This is a genomic window from Agrobacterium sp. NPDC058088, assembly GCF_042885035.1.
In the GTDB taxonomy this organism is placed as follows: Bacteria; Pseudomonadota; Alphaproteobacteria; order Rhizobiales; family Rhizobiaceae; genus Agrobacterium.
Genome location: NZ_JBHVSU010000006.1, coordinates 25,754 through 44,095, shown reverse-complemented (window position 1 = coordinate 44,095; position 18,342 = coordinate 25,754). Strand labels below are relative to the sequence as shown.

At 57.5% G+C, this 18,342-nt stretch carries 17 protein-coding genes; 11 read left to right on the top strand and 6 right to left on the bottom strand.

What is annotated here, in order from left to right:
• Positions 1-8: 8 nt before the first annotated feature.
• Together ACFVTJ_RS16995 and ACFVTJ_RS16990 are read right to left on the bottom strand one after the other, a co-directional pair.
• A complete protein-coding gene (locus ACFVTJ_RS16995; RefSeq protein WP_386909330.1) occupies positions 9-959 on the bottom strand; it encodes a LysR family transcriptional regulator in 951 nt (316 codons plus the stop codon).
• A gap of 146 nt (positions 960-1,105) precedes the next feature.
• Positions 1,106-1,672 (bottom strand): hypothetical protein, encoded by a 567-nt coding sequence (locus tag ACFVTJ_RS16990; protein ID WP_386909329.1) that lies wholly within the window; start codon positions 1,670-1,672, stop codon positions 1,106-1,108.
• Between the two features lie 50 nt (positions 1,673-1,722).
• On the opposite strand from ACFVTJ_RS16990, the gene ACFVTJ_RS16985 reads away from it, so the two are divergent.
• The gene (locus ACFVTJ_RS16985; RefSeq protein ID WP_386909327.1) at positions 1,723-2,748 is read left to right on the top strand and encodes an NADP-dependent oxidoreductase; all 1,026 of its coding nucleotides are present in this window, start codon (positions 1,723-1,725) and stop codon (positions 2,746-2,748) included.
• A complete protein-coding gene (locus ACFVTJ_RS16980; RefSeq protein WP_386909325.1) occupies positions 2,745-3,707 on the top strand; it encodes a D-2-hydroxyacid dehydrogenase family protein in 963 nt (320 codons plus the stop codon). Before ACFVTJ_RS16985 ends, ACFVTJ_RS16980 begins: the two co-directional genes overlap by 4 nt.
• Before the next feature lie 111 nt (positions 3,708-3,818).
• Here ACFVTJ_RS16980 and ACFVTJ_RS16975 read toward each other — a convergent pair whose 3' ends face one another.
• Positions 3,819-4,655: an alpha/beta fold hydrolase gene (locus tag ACFVTJ_RS16975; protein ID WP_386909657.1), complete on the bottom strand. Its 837-nt coding sequence runs from the start codon at positions 4,653-4,655 to the stop codon at positions 3,819-3,821.
• A 249-nt stretch (positions 4,656-4,904) separates the two neighbouring features.
• Here ACFVTJ_RS16975 and ACFVTJ_RS16970 point away from each other — a divergent pair, with 249 nt between their 5' ends.
• Positions 4,905-5,882 (top strand): GlxA family transcriptional regulator, encoded by a 978-nt coding sequence (locus ACFVTJ_RS16970; RefSeq protein ID WP_386909323.1) that lies wholly within the window; start codon positions 4,905-4,907, stop codon positions 5,880-5,882.
• A gap of 138 nt (positions 5,883-6,020) precedes the next feature.
• Here ACFVTJ_RS16970 and ACFVTJ_RS16965 read toward each other — a convergent pair whose 3' ends face one another.
• Positions 6,021-6,986: a GlxA family transcriptional regulator gene (locus ACFVTJ_RS16965; RefSeq protein ID WP_386909321.1), complete on the bottom strand. Its 966-nt coding sequence runs from the start codon at positions 6,984-6,986 to the stop codon at positions 6,021-6,023.
• Positions 6,987-7,074: 88 nt separating this feature from the next.
• Here ACFVTJ_RS16965 and ACFVTJ_RS16960 point away from each other — a divergent pair, with 88 nt between their 5' ends.
• The 7 genes from ACFVTJ_RS16960 to ACFVTJ_RS16930 are packed head-to-tail and all read left to right on the top strand — an operon-like array spanning position 7,075 to position 15,298.
• On the top strand, positions 7,075-7,962 hold the full coding sequence (locus tag ACFVTJ_RS16960; protein ID WP_386909319.1) for a 3-keto-5-aminohexanoate cleavage protein: 888 nt from the start codon (positions 7,075-7,077) through the stop codon (positions 7,960-7,962).
• Between the two features lie 42 nt (positions 7,963-8,004).
• Positions 8,005-9,561 carry an ABC transporter substrate-binding protein gene (locus ACFVTJ_RS16955; RefSeq protein ID WP_386909317.1) on the top strand — a complete coding sequence of 519 codons (1,557 nt, stop codon included), beginning with the start codon at positions 8,005-8,007 and terminating at the stop codon, positions 9,559-9,561.
• The gene (locus tag ACFVTJ_RS16950) at positions 9,558-11,012 is read left to right on the top strand and encodes a carnitine 3-dehydrogenase (protein ID WP_386909315.1); all 1,455 of its coding nucleotides are present in this window, start codon (positions 9,558-9,560) and stop codon (positions 11,010-11,012) included. The genes ACFVTJ_RS16955 and ACFVTJ_RS16950 overlap by 4 nt, the downstream gene beginning before the upstream one ends.
• Positions 11,009-11,980: an ABC transporter permease gene (locus ACFVTJ_RS16945; protein ID WP_386909313.1), complete on the top strand. Its 972-nt coding sequence runs from the start codon at positions 11,009-11,011 to the stop codon at positions 11,978-11,980. The genes ACFVTJ_RS16950 and ACFVTJ_RS16945 overlap by 4 nt, the downstream gene beginning before the upstream one ends.
• 4 nt (positions 11,981-11,984) lie before the next feature.
• Positions 11,985-12,812, top strand: coding sequence for an ABC transporter permease (locus ACFVTJ_RS16940; RefSeq protein WP_386909311.1), 828 nt, complete (start codon positions 11,985-11,987; stop codon positions 12,810-12,812).
• Between the two features lie 4 nt (positions 12,813-12,816).
• Complete coding sequence (locus tag ACFVTJ_RS16935; protein ID WP_386909309.1) at positions 12,817-14,424, top strand: ABC transporter ATP-binding protein; 1,608 nt, start codon at positions 12,817-12,819, stop codon at positions 14,422-14,424.
• A complete protein-coding gene (locus tag ACFVTJ_RS16930) occupies positions 14,414-15,298 on the top strand; it encodes an alpha/beta hydrolase (RefSeq protein ID WP_386909307.1) in 885 nt (294 codons plus the stop codon). The genes ACFVTJ_RS16935 and ACFVTJ_RS16930 overlap by 11 nt, the downstream gene beginning before the upstream one ends.
• A gap of 226 nt (positions 15,299-15,524) precedes the next feature.
• On the opposite strand, the gene ACFVTJ_RS16925 is transcribed toward ACFVTJ_RS16930, so the two are convergent.
• Both ACFVTJ_RS16925 and dinB read right to left on the bottom strand, forming a co-directional pair.
• Positions 15,525-16,028, bottom strand: coding sequence for a PAS domain-containing protein (locus tag ACFVTJ_RS16925; RefSeq protein WP_386909305.1), 504 nt, complete (start codon positions 16,026-16,028; stop codon positions 15,525-15,527).
• A 206-nt stretch (positions 16,029-16,234) separates the two neighbouring features.
• Positions 16,235-17,332 carry a DNA polymerase IV gene (gene dinB, locus ACFVTJ_RS16920; RefSeq protein WP_386909303.1) on the bottom strand — a complete coding sequence of 366 codons (1,098 nt, stop codon included), beginning with the start codon at positions 17,330-17,332 and terminating at the stop codon, positions 16,235-16,237.
• Between the two features lie 227 nt (positions 17,333-17,559).
• On the opposite strand from dinB, the gene ACFVTJ_RS16915 reads away from it, so the two are divergent.
• The gene (locus ACFVTJ_RS16915; RefSeq protein ID WP_386909301.1) at positions 17,560-18,216 is read left to right on the top strand and encodes an NTP transferase domain-containing protein; all 657 of its coding nucleotides are present in this window, start codon (positions 17,560-17,562) and stop codon (positions 18,214-18,216) included.
• The last annotated feature ends 126 nt before the right edge of the window (positions 18,217-18,342 follow it).

The window sequence follows — 18,342 nt, the reverse complement described above, 5'->3', positions numbered from 1 at the left end:
CCGATCCATCAGGGCGCGTCCCCGGTGAAACAGTCGGAAATCTGTTCCCGCAGCCACTGACTTGCCGGATCGCGTTCCTTTTCGGCAAGCCAGATCATGCTGGTCGACTGTTTTTCTTCTGCAAAAGGAGATTCCAGCAGCAACAATTCGTGCGAACGTTCGAAGAGTTTCGCAACGCTTTCCGGCATGATCGCCACAAGATCGCTGCGGGCTATGATAGCGACTGCGGCAGAAAAATGCGGCACGACGGCAACCACTCTTCGCTCAAGACCCATGGCGTCCAGCCGCTCGTCGATCCAGCCACGACGGCTTGGCGCGGAGGTTACCTTGACGTGTCCAAGCGACAGCAGCGCATCCAGCGTCAGCGGCTTCTGCGCGGCCGGATTGGTGGCCGACATGATGCAGACGCGCCTTTCTGTAAAGAGTGAGGTACAGCGGTAACGGGCCGGAAAATTGTCCGCCGTCATGACGGCGACATCAATCGTGCCTTCATCGAGATGCTCCTGGACGACGGGAAGAAAGTTTCGATTGTTGGCCACGCCCGTGCGCGGCATGTGAATGACTTCCAGCACGCAATGCTTCGCCCGTGCCTGCACACGCTCGATCAGGCGAGGCATCAGGACAACGGAGAAATAGTCGTTCATTCCGATCCTGAAGGCGCGGTGGGATGTTTCCGGTTCGAATTTGAGATGTGACAGCATCACGGTTTCGGTATCTTCGATGATGCGCCGGACCGCCGGAAAAATCTCCGCACAGAACCGCGTCATCACGAAACCGCCTGACGTCTTTCGGAACAATTCATCACCCGTGATGGCACGAACGCGCTTCAGCGCATGGCTCATGGCGGGTTGGGAGAGACCGATATACTCGCCTGCTGCCGTCATGTTGCCTTTGACAACGAGGGCATAGATGACCTTGAGTAGATTGAGATCGATGGATCCCAATGAAAATCGCTGCATGCGAACCTGCCTTAGCCTTCAAAACGTACATGAACACAATGGCATGGACCGCGCCTTGCGAAAATAGGCGGCAGTCCTTCGCTTGTGATCTCAGTCGGTGCGGCCACCACAGCTGCTGCGATTTTGAGGACGTCTCCGACGGTGACTTACTCCGGCCCATGAGACGATGTCTCGATCCAAACAAGCAGGGTCTGTCGCAGGACTTTGTGGTGTCGATGCTGCTTCATGAACATTTGTCCGGCAGGTTGGCCAATCCTTGTGATCAGTGTTCGAAGTGTGGTTTTCTCATTGTCAGGAAGCTTGAGAATATAGAGGCTGTCGAAATCATCACTCGGCCATTTCGGAGCATCGCCGGGATTACCGCCAACCACTTTCATCAATGACTTCGCCGCCTTGACCAGCGTCTTCTGTTCCCAGGCGACAAAAGTCACGCGTGCTTCATGGTCGACCGGTGCCAAGGCTTCCACCAGCGCGTCAACACCATGGTAACCTATCGCGGTCTCCACCGGCGGCCCGTTGGCAATGACGGTGGGCTCTATGGTTGCAATCGGGCGGACATAGGCAAAAGTCTTCCCATCATCTTGCTTGAGATGGGATGGTAGGCCTGTCTGGACGTATTCGAGCACATCAAAATGATCTACAACCCAAAACGAAAGCACGCCGGGAACGTGAAGCTCTCGCCCGTCGAATTCGGGAAACGCTAGAATGCCCAACCCGAGGGGTGTCTTGGAAACTCGGGCCTATTCAACGAGGAATGCACCGTATGACAACGATCAAACGCATTGTGCTGGCAAGCCGCCCCTTGGCGGAGCCGACGCATGAAAATTTCCGACTTGAGGACGCCGAGTTGCGCGAATCAGCCGAGGGCGATGTCACGGTCCGCGTTCTCTACCTTTCGCTCGACCCCTACATGCGTGGGCGCATGAGCGATGCCAAATCCTATGCCGCGCCCGTACCCGTCAACGGTATCATGGAAGGCGAGACGATCTGCGAGGTGGTGAAGTCACGGCATAATGGTTTTGCGCCCGGCGACATCGTGCGCGGGCGGACCGGTTGGTGTACGGGCGCGGTGATCAGTGGGGACTTGCTTCGAAAGGTCGAGACGCACGGTGCACCGGTCACGACCGCGATCGGCGTACTCGGCATGCCGGGATTTACCGCATGGAGTGGTCTGAAGTTCATTGGCAAGCCGAAGCAGGGTGAGACGGTTGCGGTTGCTGCTGCCTCTGGGCCGGTCGGTTCGATGGTCGGACAGCTTGCAAAGCTTTACGGGGCGAGGGCAGTTGGTATAGCCGGTGGTTCCGACAAGTGTGCGTTCGTCAAGGGTGAACTTGGCTTCGACAGCGTGGTTGATCATCGCTCGGAGAATTTTGTCAGCGATCTGAAAGCGGCCTCTCCAAACGGGATTGATGTCTATTTCGAGAATGTCGGAGGACGCGTCTGGGATGCGGTATTGCCTCTTCTAAACCAGTTCGGGCGCGTTCCCGTCTGCGGCCTCGTTTCTCAATATAACGGTGCAAACTCGTCGCAGGCAGATCGTCTTCCGGCAACGATGTCGGTGATCCTGAGACAGAGCCTGCTTGTTCGAGGTTTCATCCAGACAGAGTTTGCCGCCGATCATTTCAATGACTTTCTCGCGGAGATCGGCCCAAGGGTCGCTAGAGGCGAGATCAGGTACCGCGAGGATGTCGTTGATGGATTGGAGAACGCTCCCGACGCCTTTATCGGCATGCTGAAGGGCAAAAATTTTGGCAAGCTTATCGTCAAAATCGACGGCGTCGTCTCATGAAACGTCATAACGTAAAACATATCGCGGTGTTGGATGACTACCAGAATGTGGCGATCAGCAGCGCCGACTGGTCGCCATTAAACGACCGTGCAGAAATCACGGTCTTCAATGACCATATCGCGGACGAAGAACGCCTGGTTGATCGTCTCTTGCCGTTCGACGCTGTCTGCGTCATGCGCGAACGGACGCCGCTGTCGCGACGTATTCTCGAGCGCCTGCCGAACCTGCGGTTCATCGCAACGACTGGAGGGCGCAATGCCTCAATCGACGTTGCAGCAGCCCGTGATCTCGGCATCGTTGTTTCGGCGACGGGTGCCAACGGATCGGGCGCCCCGGAGCTGACTTGGGCACTCATCCTTGCGGCGGCACGCCATATTCCCACAGAAATTGCCTCGTTTCGGGGTGGTGGCTGGCAAACCACGGTCGGGCGCGATCTTTCGGGCAGCACGCTGGGTGTTATCGGTCTGGGTAGGATCGGCCGCCAGATTGCAAAGGTCGGCCTTGCATTCGGTATGGAGGTGATCGCCTGGAGCCAGAATCTGACCGATGAGGCGGCAGAGGCTGCCGGTGTGAGGCGGGTTGAGAAAGCGATGCTTCTTCGCGAGTCCGAGTGGGTGACGTTGCATCTTGTTCTGTCCGAGCGAACAAAAGGCATAATCGGTCAGGACGAGCTGGCGTTGATGAAGCCAACAGCTTGGCTCGTGAATACGTCACGAGGTCCGCTTATCGATGAAAGAGCCTTGATCGCTGCCCTGGAAACCGAGAGCATCGCAGGTCTTGCAGTGGACGTATTTGATCGTGAGCCTTTGCCCGCTGATCATCCACTTCGGACTTTTGGCAATGTGATCGCGACGCCTCATATCGGGTTTGTTACCGAAAACTCATACCGAATTTTCTATCGAGATACCGTGGACAATCTCGCCGCATGGCTGAACGGCGCGCCACTGCGGGTTTTGTGAATTTCCGACGCGATCCTTGCTTCCTGTCTCACCGCCTGGCGGGGCCATTTGACCTTGCCTAAATAAAAATGCGGCCGGGTAACCGGCCGCATTCCCGTTTTGCAAGAAGGCTCAACCCTTGATGAAGGCCAACAGGTCGGCGTTCAGCACATCGGCATTGACTGTCAGCATGCCGTGCGAGAAACCGGGATAGGTCTTCAGGGTGCCGTTTTTCAGCAGCTTGATCGACTTGTGAGCGGAGTCGGCGATCGGAACGATCTGGTCGTCTTCACCGTGCAGAACCAGCGTCGGAACGCTGATATTCTTCAGGTCTTCCGTCTGGTCTGTTTCAGAGAAGGCCTTGATGCCGTCGTAGTGGGCCTTTGCACTGCCCATCATGCCCTGACGCCACCAGTTCTGGATAACGCCTTCATGCACGGTCGCGCCATCGCGGTTGAAACCATAGAACGGGCCGGCCGGGACATCACGGAAGAACTGGGCGCGGTTTGCGGCAAGCGCCGAGCGGAAGCCGTCAAAAACCTCCATCGGCAGGCCTTCCGGATTGGCCTCGGTCTTCAGCATCAGCGGCGGCACGGCGGAAACGAGAACGGCCTTGGCAACACGGCCGGCGGGCTCGCCATGCTTTGCGACGTAACGGGCAACTTCACCGCCACCGGTGGAATGGCCGATATGGACGGCATTCTTCAGATCGAGCGCTTCGACGACGGCAAAGGCGTCGGAAGCATAATGATCCATGTCGTGCCCTTCCGAGACCTGAGCGGAGCGGCCGTGTCCGCGGCGGTCATGGGCGACGACGCGATATCCTTTGGAAACGAAGAACAGCATCTGCGCATCCCAGTCATCGGAAGAGAGCGGCCAGCCATGGTGGAAAACGATCGGCTGGGCATCCTTCGGGCCCCAGTCCTTGTAGAAAATCTCAGTGCCGTCCCTGGTTGTTACGAAACCCATGTCAATTTCTCCTTGTGCTGAATGGTTAGTGGAAGGGGTCTGCGAGAAGGCGATCGTCGGAATGCTCACGCTGGCAAGCGCGATGCTACCGATGAGTACGCTGCGTCTCGACACGAAAAACCGATCTGCATCAGATGTCATACATATCTCCTGTCGAGCTTTGTCTTCGAATGCCCTTGGTGACTTGAACAAGCTAGCGCCATCCGCTATCACAGGCACGTGGCGCAAATGACTTTCTCAGAGGCAAAAGTGACAAATCTCAAGCGGGCTGACTTCATCGAGGTGGGATTACTGATCTATCCGGATTGTCAGCTGGCTGCGGTCTACGGACTGACGGACTTATTCCGTGTTGCTAGCGATTGGGCGACGGATTTGCAGGAACCATCAAGCCTTCGAAAAATCCGTGTCAGTCACTGGACGGTCGAGGATGGCGCGGTTTCCTGCACCTGGGATTCGGAAACTGGGGCATCGCATTCGTTGAGCTACATCATCGCGCCACCGAGCATCGTCATGCCGGAGAAGATGCAAAGCATGCGGCCGGCATCAAAATGGCTTTCATCCCAGCATGCACTTGGTGTGACTGTCTGCTCGATCTGCGCCGGCGCTTTCGTTCTCGCCGAAACGGGGCTCATCGATGGCCGGCGCGCCACGACCCACTGGGCCTTTGCCCAGAGACTTGCCGAGCGGTTTCCCAAAATAGACGTTTCGCCCGATAATATGATCATTGACGATGGAGACGTGATCACCGCCGGAGGCATTTTGGCTTGGGCCGATCTCGGCCTGCTTCTCGTTGAAAAGCTTCTTGGGCAGACCACAATGCTGGAGACAGCGCGCTTTCTGGTCGTGGACCCGCCGCGGCGCAGCCAGAGTCAATACAAGACATTCATCCCGCGATTTGATCACGGCGACAAAGAAGTGCGACAAATCCAGCATCAATTCCACGCAGCGCCAGAGCTGCAAAAATCGATCGGTGAATTGGCAGACAGCGTGCATCTTTCAGAAAGGACGCTCCAGCGTCGCTTCTTGCGTGCGACAGGATTGAAACTGACGGAATATCTTCAAAACGTGCGCATCATGAAGGCGCGGCAATTGCTCGAGACGACGAATGGCTCGGTCGAGAGCATCGCCTGGGCGGTCGGCTATGCGGATCCGGCAGCATTCCGCAAGATATTTGGCAGGTTGACGGGAGCGACGCCGAACGTTTATCGCGGCGATGTGCGACTGTGATTAAGCTTGCGGGCGACTACTTTTCCTGTTGCGGGACGAGGCTGCCATCCCGTTGAAGCTAAATCTCCCGTTTCGACGCCGGCCCGTCTTCAGCCATATGCCTGTTCTGGCAGGTCTCATCTGAACGGCGCAAACGGATCAAGTTGAGGTAGCCTTTACCTTCTTCTGACGGAGCGTTTCTCCGAACTTCATCCGATAGGCACGCGCAAGCGTGGAGGGCGAGGAAAACCCTGTGCGAAAAGCAATTTCATAAAGCGACAGATTGGTTTCCACCGCGAGTGCGCGGGCATGAGATAGTCTGATCTGGCTGTAGTACTGGCCCGCGGACATGCCAAGATATTGGTGAAACAGGCGATCCATGCTGCGCTCTGAAACCGCAACACGGTCGGCAATGATTGGCAATTTGAGCGGCTGTTCGGCAGTTTCACGCATAACGATGATGGCACGCTGTAAGGCTGTGGGGAGGCCGTGATCGCTCATCCTGCCGGCGAACCCTCGCGCCAGCCCCCTTTCACCAGGTTGTTGGACACCGCCAAACATGTTGGCGACATCAAACCGCAGCGCCTCGCCCGCGTGTTTGCCGATGAGGTCGAGTGACCAGCTCAGAACACTCTGTGCATCTCCGCAAGTGACGATGTTTCCGTCTACGACATAGGGTCCGTCCGTGACACGGACCTCGGGAAAATTCTCCGAAAATTCCTTCGTCTCCATCCAGTGGATCGTCGCCTTGCGTCCTCCCAGAAGACCCACGCGCGCAAGTAGCCACGCACCGGTGTCAAGCCCGCCCACCACCGGCAATCCGCGGGCTTTTCTGCGCACAGCAGCCGCTGAATCGTGATCAAGGTGATTTCGCACACCGTAGCCCGCAACAAGGACCAGTGCATCGGTCGCTCCAACGCGGGACAGGGGTAGGTCAGCGCCAATCACCGCACGTGACGAGCTGGCGATGGGACCACCGTTCAAAGAGCATAATTGCCATGAAAACAGCTGACGACCCGATAGATCGCGGGCTGCCCGCAGAGGCTCAATGGCGCTGGCGAGCACCATGTTGGAAAAGCCTTCGAAAAGCACGAACGTCAGGTGAAACGGCGATTTTGGCGACATTTGCATAATTTAGCGCAAATCATGCACATTGCGACTAGAAATTTGCTGTCACACTCCCTTGGAATTTACCTCGTTTCCGGAGTTTTTCATGAACCGCGACGTCTTCATCACATGCGCTGTCACCGGTTCCGGTCAGAGCCATACGAAGTCAAGTCTCGTACCGATCACGCCAGCACAAATTGCCGATGCCTGCATTGAGGCCGCCAAGGCGGGCGCCGCCATCGCCCACGTCCATGTTCGCGATCCAAATACCGGGGCGCCCTCTCGCGATCCGGCTCTTTACCGGGAAGTTGTCGAGCGTGTCCGCGCTTCGGATACGGATGTCGTGCTCAACCTGACGGCGGGAATGGGTGGAGATATCGTTCTCGGATCGGCGGAAGCGCCTTTGCCGCTCGCGCCACAATCCGATCTGGTTGGCGCAACCGAGCGTCTGATCCATGTGGAAGAATTGCTGCCGGAAATCTGCACGCTCGACTGCGGAACGATGAATTTCGCGGAAGCAGACTATGTGATGACAAACACCCCCGGCACGTTGCGTGCCATGGCCCGGCGCATTCAGGCAGCTGGCGTGCGTCCGGAAATCGAGGTCTTTGATACTGGGCATCTCTGGCTTGCCAGGACACTCGTCGATGAGGGGCTCATCGACGATCCCGTCATGATCCAACTTTGCATGGGCATCCCCTACGGCGCGCCAGCCGATATCAACAGCCTCATGGCGATGGTCAACAACATCCCGCAAGGATGGACCTATTCGATGTTCTCGATTGGCCGCATGCAGCTGCCATATGTTGCACAGGCGGCGCTCGCGGGCGGTCATGTCCGTGTCGGGCTGGAAGATAATATCTGGCTGGACAAGGGTGTGCTCGCGCGCAACGGCGATCTGGTCGAACGCGCGGCCACCATTTTAACAGGAATGGGCTGCCGGATTCTTACCCCACAGGAGGTTCGCGACAAGCTCAAACTGCTTCGGCGCTAATCAGCATCTCATCAAACTATAATAAAGAGAGGAACTGTTGAAATGAGCAAAGCACTATTCGATGTAACCCGACGCGGCCTCTTGGCTGGCGCAGCTGGCCTTGCGGCTGCCGGGCTGATCATGCCATATGGCGCAAGAGCAGCAGAACCGAAGCGTGGCGGCACGTTGCGTATCGGCCATCTTGGCGGCGCGACCTCCGATACCACAGACCCTGCGACGTTTGCTGCCGGCCCGGTCGTCACCGCCATGCTGGCGGTGTGCAACAACCTCGTGGAAATCGACGCCGAGGGCAAAGCGGTGCCGGAGCTTGCGGAAAGCTTCGAGACCGACACAGACGCGCGCATCTGGACCTTCAAGCTGCGGCAGACCGCAACCTTTTCCGACGGGCGCAAGCTGACTGCCAAGGACGTGATCGCTTCATTCAATCACCATCGCGGGCAGGATTCCAAGTCCGGCGCGAAGGGATCTCTCTCGCAGTTGACCGACATTCGCGCCGATGGTGATCACGTCGTGATCTTCGAACTCAAATCAGGCAATGCCGATTTTGCCTATCTTACCTCCGACTACCACTTCGTCATCATGCCGGCCAACGAGGACGGAACGCTGAACTGGCAATCCAAACTCGGCACAGGTGGATACGTACTGGCCGATTTTGAGCCGGGCGTTCGCATTACCTTGAAGCGTCGCGATGACTACTGGAAATCGGATCGGGCCTGGTTCGATACCGCCGTTCTGTCAACCATCAACGACGCCACGGCGCGTCAGAATGCGTTGATCACCGGCGAGGTCGATGTCATCAACTCGCCTGACCTTGCAACACTTCCGCTTCTTTTGCGCCGACCAGGGATCAAGGCAACGGAAGTCACGGGCACCGCCCATTACGCAATGCCAATGTTCTGTGATGCAGCGCCGTTCAAGGACCCCAATATTCGCCTAGCCCTCAAACACGCCATCGACCGCAAGGCGGTGCTTGACAAGGTTCTGCACGGGCACGGTCGCATCGCCAACGACAGCCCCATCGCGCCCGCTAACCGCTACTTTGCCGCCGACCTGCCGCAACACAACTATGATCCTGATAAGGCAAAGCACTATCTCAAAAAGGCGGGCATGGATGCGCTCAAGGTGGAAATATCCGCATCGGACGCAGCCTCCGTCGGGGCGCTGGCCATGGTTCAGCTGTTCCAGCAGTCCGCCAAGGCGACTGGGATCGATCTCGGCATCAAACGGGAGCCGGACGATGGATATTGGTCGAATGTCTGGCTGAAGAAGCCGTTCTGTGTGAGCTACTGGAATGGCCGCCCGACCGAGGACGACATGTTCAGCCTCGTTTATGCCAAAGGTGTCGATTGGAACGAAAGCCACTGGGATAACGAGCGGTTCAACACGCTTCTTGTAAAGGCGCGTACCACTCTGGACGAAAAGCTGCGTGCAGAAATGTATCACGAGATGCAGGGCCTGGTCAGTGAGGATGGCGGGACGATCATTCCTGTCTTCGTGAATTACGTCGATGTCTCCAATGACAAGGTTGCGCATGGCCCCGTTGCCAACAACCGCTTTTTCGACGGCTGGAAAATCGTAGAACGGTGGTGGCAGGCATGAAAATCGCAGCAATTGGAGGCGGTGTCATCGGCGGCGGCTGGATCGCCCGCTTCATACTGGCCGGTCATGACGTTGCTGTCTTCGACCCGCATCCCGAAGCAAACCGTATTGTCACAGAAGTAATGACAAATGCGTCCGAGGCATGGGGGAGGCTTTATCAATCACCTCTGCCTAAGCCAGGGGCAATAGTCTGGGCAGGCTCGATCGCCGAGGCGGTAGCAGGTGCGGACTACATCCAGGAAAGCGTTCCGGAGCGGCTGGATCTCAAGCATCGTATCATTGCCGAAATTGAAGCAGCGGCTCCGCCACAGGCGATCATTGCCTCTTCCACCTCCGGGTTCAAGCCGTCAGAGCTGCGCGAAGGTGCAGTTCATCCCGAGCGTGTCATCGTGGCGCATCCATTCAATCCGGTCTATCTTTTGCCGGTCGTTGAAGTGGTGGGCAGCGGCATTGCTGCGCAAAAGGCGTCGGACATTCTGGTGTCGGTGGGCATGAAACCGGTGCAGATCGGCCGGGAAATCGATGCACATATCGGTGATCGCCTGCTCGAAGCGATCTGGCGGGAAGCACTTTGGCTGGTCAAGGATGGTATCGCCACCACTCAGGAAATAGACGATATCATCCGATACGGCTTTGGACTGCGCTGGGCGCAGATGGGTCTGTTCGAGACCTATCGCATCGCTGGCGGTGAAGCTGGTATGCGTCACTTCCTTGCTCAGTTCGGCCCGGCGCTGAAATGGCCATGGACCAAGTTGATGGACGTGCCGGACTTCAACGACGACCTGATTGACCTGATTGCCGGCCAATCGGACGCACAGTCAGGAGCGTACACCATTCGCGAGCTTGAGCGCATTCGCGATAGCAACCTGATCGGTATTTTCCATGCGCTCAAGGCAAATGATTGGGGAGCCGGACAAACCGTCAAAGCGATGGAAAATCGCTTTTATGCACGTCACGGTAAGATGCAGTCAGATTATCCGCTGCGTCTCCATGAAGCCCATGTGAACGGTGGCTGGGTGGATTACAACGGTCACATGACCGAATTTCGCTACTTGCAGGTATTGGGCGATGCGACTGACGCCTTTCTCATCCATATCGGGCTCGACGCCGAATATCGCGCCGGCGGTCATTCCGCTTACACGGTCGAAACCCACATCCGTCATCTGGCGGAAGTAAAGGCAGGTGCGCGGCTCACGGTGGAAACCAGGCTGTTTGGTTATGACGAGAAGCGCCTTCGCCTCCATCATGCGATCCTGAAAGAAGATGGCGAGACAGTCGCGACCGGCGAGCATATGCTGCTGCATGTCGATACCAAGGCAAACCGTACGGTGGCAATGCCGACAGCATTGATGCGCGCACTTGATCATGTCAACGCGCAGGAAAATGGATCACTTCCAGATCACGCCGGGGCCGGTATCCGTGCGGTACGGTTGAAGGAGACGTCGGCATGACGAGCGGACGAAAGCGCCCCATTCAGCATATGCTGGCCGTGCGGCTGGGTCTCGGCTTGTTCACTCTGATTTTGATTTCCCTCCTGATTTTCCTTGCCGTTGGCCTGCTGCCGGGCGACATTGCCCAGCAGGTCCTCGGCCAATCGGCGACGCCCGAAACCGTTGCAGCTTTTCGCCGCGAGCTCGGTCTCGATCAACCTCTGACATGGCGCTATCTCACGTGGATCGGCGGCATCCTCACCGGCGACTTCGGGCATTCGCTTGCCAACGGTCGACCTGTTGCTGAGCTTCTGTCGGCGCGGTTGGGCAATACGCTGTTTCTTGCTGCATACGCAGCCGCCATCGCGATACCACTGGCGGTGCTGTTGGGGCTGCTGGCGGCGATGTGGAGAGGGACGTGGTTCGACAGGGTCATCAACATCATGACCCTGTCCGCCATCTCTTTTCCCGAATTCTTCGTCGCTTACATCCTGATGTTTTGGCTTTCCGTACACATGGGATGGTTTCCATCGGTCGCCGATCCCGGTGCGGCACCCGACTTCTTCGACATGCTACGCCGCGCGTTCCTTCCGGCAATAACGCTCGTCCTTGTCGTGACAGCGCATATGATGCGCATGACGCGTGCTGCGGTGCTGAATGTGCTGGCCGAGCCCTATGTCACAATGGCGCGCCTCAAGGGCGCCTCCCGCTGGCGCATCATCACCAGGCATGCCCTGCCGAATGCGCTTGCGCCGATTTCCAACGTCATCGCGATCAATGTTGCGTGGCTTATTACCGGTGTCGTCATCGTCGAGGTTGTTTTTGTCTATCCTGGTCTCGGCCAGTTGATGGTCGACAGCGTTACCAATCGTGACATGCCCGTGGTGCAGGCCTGCGCTCTCATCTTTGCCTCAGTTTATATTCTCTTGAACCTTTTGGCCGACGTGCTGGCAATTGCCACCAATCCGCGCCTGCTGCATCCAAGGTGAGCTGATGACGAGCCTTACCCGGACAATCAGGACCATGCCTTTAACCGCGCTGATCGGTCTTATAATCATCGTCATCTATGTTGTTGTCGTGGCGCTTGCCCCAATGATCGCGCCCTACGACCAGGCCGAAATCGTCGGCGCGCAATTCGAACCCTGGAGTACGGCTTTTCCCCTCGGCACGGATGCGCTTGGTCGCGACATGCTCTCGCGGCTCATTTGGGGCGCACGCAATACTGTCGGAATTGCCGTCGCGACCACCGTGCTTGCTTTTGCGCTCGGTGCGGTAGCTGGTCTTCTTGCTGCTGCTCTCGGCAAGTGGTTTGATCTCGTTCTTTCCCGCATTGTTGACGTGATGATGGCGGTGCCGCCCCTGATCCTGACATTGCTGGCGCTATCAGCGCTTGGGTCGGGCGTGGTCAATCTGATCCTGATCGTTGCGGTTCTCGATTCAACACGCGTCTTTCGTCTGGCGCGCGCGACCGCGGCAAATGTCATGGTCATGGACTATGTGGAGGCGGCGAAACTCAGAGGCGACGGCATCGCCTGGATCATTCTCAAGGAAGTGCTTCCCAACGTCACCGCGCCCCTCATTGCCGAATTCGGGCTGCGGTTCTGTTTCGTCTTTCTGACCATTTCGGCGCTTGCCTTCCTGGGGCTTGGGCTACCACCACCGATGGCTGATTGGGGCGCGATGGTTCGCGACAACGCCGCCCTCATCACCTTCGGAGATATCACACCGCTTCTACCGGCCGCCTGTATCGCCGTGCTGACGGTTTCGATCAATTTTGTCGTGGACTGGATGTTACATCGCGCCTCGGGATTGAAAGACTAAAGCCATGTTGCTGAAGATCGAAAACCTCAAAGTTGAAGCTAAGAACGAGGATGGTTGGTCCCCGATCCTGCACGGCATAAATCTCGAAGTGAGGCGCGGCGAGGTCGTTGGCCTGATCGGCGAGTCTGGTGCCGGCAAATCGACGCTTGGCCTTGCAGCATTGGGTTTTGCCCATGCCGGCCTGCGTTTTGCAGGTGGGCGCGTTCTCGTTGAGAATGTTGATCTGCTGCGCCTGAGCGAACGGGAGAGATCGGCCTATCGAGGACGGCGCGTTGCCTACGTCGCCCAATCTGCTGCCGCCAGTTTTAACCCTGCCTGGCGATTGCTCGATCAATTCTGCGAAGGCCCGGCCATACACGGCACCGCGAGTAGACCGGATTGCGAAATCTTTGCGCGTCAGCTTTACGCCAGCATGCATTTGCCTGATCCGGCAAATTTCGGGTTTAGATTTCCGCATCAGGTGTCGGGTGGACAGTTGCAACGTGCCATGGTCGCAATGGCCATGGCCTGCAAACCCGATCTCATCGTCTTTGACGAACCGACGACAGCGCTCGACGTGACAACGCAGATCGGGGTACTGACCGCCATCCGCTCAGCCGTCGAAACATCGGGAACTGCAGCGATCTATATCACCCACGATCTCGCCGTCGTGGCTCAGATGGCTGATCGCATCAAGGTGATGCGTCATGGCCGGGAGGTGGAGGAGGCGCCTACACGCCAGATCATGCAGGCACCACGCGATGAATACACCCGCTCGCTCTGGGCCGTGCGGGAGTTCCGCCGCCCTGAGCGCTGTCTGGAGAGAAAGGACGCGCCTGTCATCAGCATCAACAATGTCACCGCATCTTATGGTCACTTCGATGTCTTGCGTGACGTCGCGTTTGAAATTCCGCGCGGTGCCACCGCCGCTGTTGTCGGAGAATCGGGTTCGGGAAAATCAACCGCCGCCCGCGTTGTTACGGGCCTCCTGCCGCCACGCATCGGCAGCATAGCGCTGAATGGTGAAGTACTGCCGCCGAGCCTTAACCGCAGATCGCGCGAGCAATTGCGCAAGATCCAGATGATCTATCAAATGGCTGACACAGCCCTCAATCCACGCCAATCCATCCGCCAGATTCTCTCCCGTCCGCTACAATTTTATCTGGGCTTGAAGGGAGCGGCGCTGGAAAGCCGCCTTGTGGAACTGATGGAGCAGATCGAGCTCGCGCCCAGCCAGTTTCTTCATCGGCGACCCGGCGAGTTGTCTGGTGGCCAGAAGCAGCGGATCGGCATCGCCAGGGCGCTGGCGGCAAATCCTGAGATTATCATCTGTGACGAAGTGACGAGCGCACTTGATCAACTGGTGGCCGAGGGCATCCTGCGTCTTCTCAGTCGCCTCCAGGACGAAACGGGCGTTTCCTACATGTTCATCACGCACGACATCGACACGGTGCGCGCCATTGCGGACGACGTTGTGGTGATGAAGGGTGGAACGGTGCAGGACAAGGGCAGCAAGGCCGACGTCATGGATCCGCCGCGCCATGATTATACGCGTCAGTTGCTCGCCTCTGTGCCGCAGATGGATCCGGATTGGCTAAGGCGTCATAACGGGGATACACCATATGATCAGTGATCCTCAGGTTCTCGCCTTCATCCACAAAACCGAAGCCAGCTATCCAGCGCAGGCCAACACGGCGAGCGCCGCGGAAAACCGTGCCTACTACGATGCGATGTGCGCTAACTTTCGGGCACCTCGGCCAGAGAACGTCATCGTCGTCGATCGGTCGATCAGCGGCGTGGCTTGTCGTTTATACGGTTTGGCATCACCCGTTTGCGTCCTTTATCTGCATGGCGGCGGCTTTGTCGTGGGCGGGCTGGACAGCCATGATGACGTCTGTGCGGAGATCGCTGATGCGACCGGCTTGCAGATCATTTCAGTCAATTACCGCCTTGCGCCGGAGCACAGGTGGCCGGCACAGATAAACGACGTTGAAGCGGTTTGGCGCGCCGTGGATCAGCCAGTTGTTGTCGTCGGTGATAGCGCCGGCGGCTTGCTTGCTGCAGCACTTTGCCTTTCGCAGAAAGGCGGCAGGCAGCCGCTGGGCCAGGTCCTCATCTACCCTGGCCTGGGTGGTGGCGGAGATGCTGCGTCCTATCGCGAAAACGCTGAAGCCCCGCTGTTGCGCGCAAGCGACGTGCTGGCCTACCAGGACTTAGTCTTCGGTGGCCAGCCCGCAACCGATCCCATCGCCCGACCTTTGAAGGCTCCGGATCTTTCAGACCTCACGCCTGCTTTTATCGTTACAGCGGATGTGGACCCTTTGCGTGACGACGGGTGGGCTTATGCCGAGCGGCTGGCGGCGGCGGGTGTGCCTGTAACGTTGCGCAACGAGGCTCAATTGCCTCACGGTTTCTTGCGCGCGAGGAGCATGAGCGACCGTGCGCGCCGGAGTTTCCAAGCCGTGATTGCGGCGATCGGCCGGTTCGCATCTCAGGAGGTCCCTTAGCAAGTTTTCCCCATGAGCCATCGCCGCGATGCGCAGCGAGGACCGATTGAGAGCACAATTCCGTCCTTAACAATCGATCACTAGCCTTGAGCCCCTCATCGACGCGATCCACTGCGATGTCCGTCGCGCATGCACGGCAAATGCGACAGTGCCTCTAGCTCGCGCAACAAGCATTTTTGTGACGACATCAATCGACTACCGACGCGCTCCCGTTTTCGAGACGACCTCATGAACCGGTAGATGAGAGAGAGCGTAATGCTGAGGAAAGGTAGCGTTGAGTTAGCTCTAAGCCGCTGATTTTGGCGAGATGAAGCGCGGCATCGATATGCTTTTCCAATCCGGATGCGTTGAGCTTCATCTCCATTTCTCTTTCGATTAGCACGATACCCGAATAAATGGACGGCACGCCGTCTTGATCCTTCGAGCAAGAACCCATGCTTAGGAGAGATCTTATATGTCCGTCAGTACATCGGATGCGGTAAGGCGAAACGAATGGCCTGCCACCAAGGATGACGTCGTGTATCCGCGCAGCAAGGCGAGGGCGATCTTCTTCTACAATCCGTTCAAGAATGGCTTCGACTGGAATGCCTTTGGCGAGGTCATCTTCGCTAATCTCGTAAATCGCGGCAAAAGCCGCATCGGCAGTCAGCGTGTTCGTTGACAACGACCACGAATAGAACCCAGCTCCATCCAGAAGATTTTCAACCAAGCTTCTAGGCGGCGTTTCCATGCCGGTCCGCTCCCTCTCGCGTTGCTCTATTGAAGAGCATGCAATCCGCTTTACTAATAAAATGCAAGGTTGTTTCATAGTTGATCTGCAACGCCGTCACCATCGTTCTTTGCAATTGAGCTGCCAGGATCGGCGGACCGCGTGGCTTCGAATTGGCGGTCGGGCACTTCACTTTAATCACATAGTGACGAAGGCAGATTTTCTGGTCAAAAACCCAAGCCGAGTTGCGACGGTTCCTCGTCTTCGGCTTCCCTTTCATTGGTGAGCGACGACAGCGTTACACCGAGGAGCCGAACCGGTCGCTTGAACGGATAGACACCGGCGAGAAGGGCATTGGCCGCGTCGAGGATGTTTTCGACGCCCGAATAGGGGAGGGCAATTGTCTTGCTCCGCGTCGCCTGGGTGAAATCGGAATATTTGATCTTCACTGTCACCGTCTTGCCGCTGAATCCCTTGGCCTCGCAGTAGCCCCAGACCTTTTCCGCAAGCGGCCGGAGCTCTTTCGTCGCGAGCTCGAGGTCGTCAATGTCCGCGGTAAACGTATCTTCCGCGCCGACAGACTTTCGCACTCGATCCGGCCTGACCTGCCGCTCATCGATGCCCCGGGCAATGCCATAAAAGTACGGACCGGACTTTCCGAAATGCTCGACCAAAAAAGGCAAGGACTTTGCCTTCAGATCCGCACCTGTCTCGATCCCCAGCCGCTGCATCTTTTCCGCTGTCGCCGGGCCGACGCCATGGAATTTCTTGACGGCGAGCTGTTCGACAAAGGCTGGACCGTTCTTCGGCGTGATCACCGCCTGGCCGTTCGGTTTGTTCAGATCGGACGCCATTTTTGCGAGGAACTTGTTGTATGAAATCCCGGCCGAAGCGTTCAGTCCTGTCACCTCCTTGATCCTGGCCCTGATTTCCAGAGCAATCTCCGTGGCGACAGGCATATGCTTCAGATTTTCGGTAACGTCGAGATAGGCCTCGTCGAGCGACAAGGGTTCGATGATCGGCGTGTAGTCCGCAAAAATCTCACGGATCTGTTGCGAGACGGCGCGATAGACTTCAAACCTGGGCTTCACGAAGATCAGATCGGGGCATTTTCGCGCCGCCGTGACTGACGGCATGGCCGAGCGCACGCCGAATTCCCGCGCCTCGTAGCTTGCTGCTGCGACGACGCCACGGGCAGCCGCTCCGCCAACAGCCAAGGGTTTGCCACGAAGCTCCGGGTTGTCGCGCTGCTCGACCGACGCGTAGAAGGCATCCATGTCCACATGGATGATTTTTCTGACGGTTGAGACGGAGGCGAGATCCATTGCGATTAAGAGTCTCTGGTGAAACGAAACGGGAACATAGCATCTTCCGGCGCGGCATCCAAGTGCCAGCGATATTTGGTCGATCGACTGAGGGAAATTAGTCGCTTCTTCAGGCATTCAGTCATCAACTCAAGTGAATTGCAGCTTGCCAAACTGGATGCTGGATCGCATCTTGACCGATAGGCCGCAGGCGCGATCCGATAGTTGTAGCTATAAGAGGACTGCCAATGGAAGTAACGCCGCCGCTGCGAGACAACACAAAGAACGACCAACCGCCCGCAACCGTCGCGGCAGTGATCCTGGCTGCCGGAAAAGCCAGCCGCATGGGTGAGGGCGGAGGCCATAAGCTGCTGGCCGAATTCGATGGAGAGCCGCTAGTGCGCCGTGCCGCGAAAATAGCGCTCTCCGCCGATGTGGACTTCGTCATCGTTGTGACCGGTCACCGTCGGTATGAAATAGAGGCAGCACTTCTGGGGCTGGAGGTAACCACCATCTGCAATCCCGACTATGCATCCGGCATGGCGAGCTCGCTGATCGCGGGATATTCAGCCGCAGCAGCGCGTGGTGCCGATGGCGCTCTCGTCATGCTTGCGGATATGCCCGGGGTGACGGTCGGCGACCTCAACGCCCTGATCTCCTCTTTCCGCCAGCATTCGGGGCAAGCGATCATTCGCGCGGTTTCGCGGGGCAAACGTGGAAATCCGGTCATCCTTCCGAAGTCACTCAGCGATTTCATCATGCGGCTTGAAGGCGATGTCGGGGCGCGGCACCTCGTAGAGACGTCGGGGACCCCGGTCATCGATTTGGATATCGGCGATGCGGCCCGTCTGGATGTTGATACGCCCGAGGAGGTTCTCGCGGCCGGAGGCGTTTTGAAAGGATAAGGTCCGTGGCGGGCCCGAGCAAGCAGCCGGATATCTTCAATGCATCTGGTGCGCGCTGGGTGGGAGACCACATTGCTTCATTGGATCGGGACACGTTGCGGACGGCTCATCCTCCGTCGCATTTTG